General features: G+C 36.8%; 4 protein-coding genes. All 4 read right to left on the reverse strand.

Going from position 1 to position 3,504, the window contains the following annotated elements:
• The coding region (locus tag M0Q17_RS10950; RefSeq protein WP_295086780.1) for a DUF58 domain-containing protein at positions 1 to 352 on the reverse strand (352 nt) is incomplete at its 3' end.
• Between the two features lie 15 nt (positions 353 to 367).
• Positions 368 to 1,315, reverse strand: a complete 948-nt coding sequence (locus M0Q17_RS10955; protein WP_295086782.1) for a MoxR family ATPase — start codon at positions 1,313 to 1,315, stop codon at positions 368 to 370.
• Between the two features lie 81 nt (positions 1,316 to 1,396).
• Positions 1,397 to 2,398: an LPP20 family lipoprotein gene (locus M0Q17_RS10960; protein WP_295086784.1), complete on the reverse strand. Its 1,002-nt coding sequence runs from the start codon at positions 2,396 to 2,398 to the stop codon at positions 1,397 to 1,399.
• 12 nt (positions 2,399 to 2,410) lie between these two features.
• Complete coding sequence (locus tag M0Q17_RS10965; protein ID WP_295086787.1) at positions 2,411 to 3,430, reverse strand: CsgG/HfaB family protein; 1,020 nt, start codon at positions 3,428 to 3,430, stop codon at positions 2,411 to 2,413.
• Positions 3,431 to 3,504: the final 74 nt, after the last annotated feature.

Raw genomic sequence — 3,504 nt, forward strand, 5'->3', positions numbered from 1 at the left:
AAATATATGAACTTAATAAATCGCCATTTTTAAGAGTTGAGAATCCTAAAAGAGCCGCTATTTCAGCAATACTCTCCTGCTTAAATTTTTTAGAGCCAAAATGCACACTTCCGTTTAAAACAGAGACAATAACTACATTTAGCTCCCTCTCCTCGCGGAATATCTTAATAAATGGACGCTGCATCTTAGCCGTAATATTCCAGTCAATATGGCGAATATCATCCCCGGGCATATACTCTCTTAACTCAATAAAGTCATACCCTTCCCCGTGAAAGATTGAGGGATTATTTCCAACCATTTCACTAAAAACTTGTCGTCTGGCACGAACCAAGATTTTTTGTAGTTTACCCATACTTCTACGCCAAACTTACGGAATTGCTACGGTTTGGAGCACTTTTTTGATAATCTCATCCGTTGTAATACCCTCGGCTTCTGCTTCATAAGTAAGAACAATGCGGTGACGCATCAGCTCTTTTGCTATAAAAGCAACATCAACAGGCGTTACAAAGTCCTTGCCTCTCATAAAAGCCATGGCTTTTACGGCTTTGAACATATCGATACTTACGCGCGGGGATGCTCCAAACTGAATATAATCTTTTATATCATCAAGTCCATACTCGCTTGGGTTTCTAGTAGCACTGACAAGCTCTATCATGTACTCTTCGACCTCTGGGTCCACATGTATATTTTTTACTGCGGCCTTTAACTCCTCTAAATCCTCGTGAGTTATTACACTTTTTATCTCTTGGAAATTTCCGCTTGAGATTCTTCTTGCAATTTCTAGCTCCTCAGCTTTTGTGTTGTAGTCAACTACCAGCTTTAGCATAAATCTATCAAGTTGAGCTTCGGGAAGTTGATAAACCCCCTCTTGCTCAACCGGATTTTGAGTAGCCATAACAAAAAACGGCGGCTCTAATTTAAATGTAGCATCACCTAAAGTAACCTGCTTCTCCTGCATAACCTCAAGCAAGGCGGACTGAACTTTAGCCGGTGCACGATTTATCTCATCGGCTAAAAGAAGGTTTGTAAAGATTGGACCTTTTTTTATCTTAAAACTGTTATTTTGGGGGTCATATATCTCCGCGCCGAGTATATCTGAGGGAAGTAGGTCTGGAGTAAATTGCGCACGCTTAAAATTAAGTCCTAAACTTTTTGCAAGTGCATTTACAGTCGTAGTTTTTGCAAGTCCCGGAACGCCCTCTATAAGGATATGCCCCTCGCATAAGAGTGCAATAAGAAGAGAATCAATCATCTTCTCCTGTCCGACAACTACCTTAGAAACCTCTTTTTTAATCATCTCTATTTTAGAAATCATGAATCATAAACCTTATTATTAAAATCTCTATTTTTATCAGCCAAAAGTATAGCAAAAGGGTGTTAACACTTAGTCAAAAAATTATAACTCTAAGCCGATAACCTTGCCGATTCCCTCTTTTTTAATCATAGTATCTAGTTTAATACTAAGGCTCTGTTTTGCTACCTCGTATCCTTGCGTTGATTGCCCGATTAGATTGATTTTATTGCTCCCAACTATAGAGTTTTTATGGTCTTTGACAAGAATCTCTATAGCGCTGCGAGCAAGCGTAAATCCATATGAAGAAGCCTTTTGGATATCTGAAGACACAGAGATGTTAAAATGATATTTGCCATCATTTTTTTTCATTTGAAACTTTTTTGCACTCAAAGCTGCCCTGATTGGAGCTTGTAAATTTTTTGAATTATTATCAGCCTCTATGCTAAAAGTAATAAGAGAGAGGAGTTTCTCTTTTTTACTCTGCAACTCTGCTGCTTTATAGATATATTTATTTGCATCAAAGCTTGCTTCTAAAACATTCATAACAATAAGCGTGTTTGGCACATCTCCTATCTCTTGCTGCAATTTTTTGTATATATTGAGTTGTTTTATAGCATGATGCATATCAAGAGAGAGTAGTTTTTCATCTATAAGCGCAAATTTTTGATCCAGCTCATTTTTCAGACTCTCAAAAAGTTTTCTCTTGTCTGATTTTACTAAAACAATATATCTTCTAAAACCAACCTCTTTCGCTTCAATAAGCTCATAACTGCTTATGCGAATCTTTTTAACATCACTCTGAATTTCATTTGAGATGGTTGTTTGGTAGCTGTTTTTAGCTCCCTCTTGAACAATCTCTTTTGAGTGAAACTGAGATGCTATAGAGACACTAAGCGTTGATGCCATCATGCTTAAAGCATCTTGAATTGCCGCATCTCTGCTTTTGGCTTCACCTACCGCATAAAGTGTAGTTTGTGTTGTTTTTGGAGGATTAAGGTACCACGATGGAAGCTCTTTTTTTTGCACCAATGCTACATCTTTAGAGGCGCAACCAAAAAACAAAAAAGAAGCTGCTACTAAAAACAGTATAAAAAAATTTCTCATTATCTCTCCCATTTAGCGCACTATCTGTTCGTTTGCCATGTCGCTTTTTTGGATGAGATTTTGAATCCTAACATAGGCACTGCTAATCTCCTCTACTGGCTCAACTACCAAATCATCCGCTATCTCGTAATATTTTTGCGCCTCCTTGTAAGCACCCTGAGCCTCTTTTATAACCCCGAGGTTGTAAAAAGGAACATAACTTTTTTGCTGCGTGGCATCTACTAAATCTATAAGAAATCTCTCTGCTTTATCAAGTCTATTTTGTTTTATATACTCCAAAGATACTTTTAGCAGCTTCTCATCTCTATTATTATAGTCAATGTCGGGTTTTTCAAGCAAGTACACTTCAAAAAAGCGGTAATGGGGCGTTAGTTTGCTTGTAAAACTCTCAGCGATTGTATCTGCGAGTTTTTGTGCTGCTATCTCCTTTGAGGGAAGAGAGTGTGAATCATCTATGCAGTGCTTCCACTCCGAGGTTTTGTGCATAGTATCAGCATAGATAATATCCCCTTTTGTCACATCAACCATGCGAATCTCTGCAGAGAGACCAACAACTCTTTTTGTGCACCTTACTTTATATATTTTAAAAGTTTTACATTTTTTATCGGCACAGGATATTCTTGATTCCAAAAAATGCGTATCATTTGAAGTGGCGCGCCCCACATTTCCAGATACTATCGCCTCGGCACCGATGAGATTGCCCACTTCAACTACTGTAGAGACATCAACAAGACCGCTATTTTGAATTTTTTGCTCCTCTACGATTTTGTTAAAATCTTTTCTATTTATCATTGTAAAGTAATTTTTATTATCAATTTTTTTGTTTGAGAGTTTTGCTTCTATCTTGTCTGAGAGTCCGATTCTGTCATTTTTAAACTCCATGACCGTTACTTTCTTCGCTGTAGAAGTACGATTTATTTCAGCCGGTTCAAGAGAGCGAATCTTTACTTTTTGAGAACAGCCGCTATTTATTATTAAAATCAAAAGCAGCATTAGAATTTTATATTTTTTATAAATTATGATTTTATCCATCCGTTTTTTATCTTTATGTACTCTTTTATAGGGTATTTTAGTGAATTATAATTAACAGCATTATTTATAAGGAA

Source organism: Sulfurimonas sp. (assembly GCF_023229105.1).
GTDB lineage: Bacteria > Campylobacterota > Campylobacteria > Campylobacterales > Sulfurimonadaceae > Sulfurimonas.

Excerpts from the sequence above, each read along its gene's own strand:
- M0Q17_RS10955 (WP_295086782.1), bottom strand. The coding sequence starts at position 1,315 with ATGATTTCTAAAATAGAGATGATTAAAAAAGAGGTTTCTAAGGTAGTT.
- M0Q17_RS10965 (WP_295086787.1), bottom strand. The coding sequence starts at position 3,430 with ATGGATAAAATCATAATTTATAAAAAATATAAAATTCTAATGCTGCTT.
- M0Q17_RS10960 (WP_295086784.1), bottom strand. The coding sequence starts at position 2,398 with ATGAGAAATTTTTTTATACTGTTTTTAGTAGCAGCTTCTTTTTTGTTT.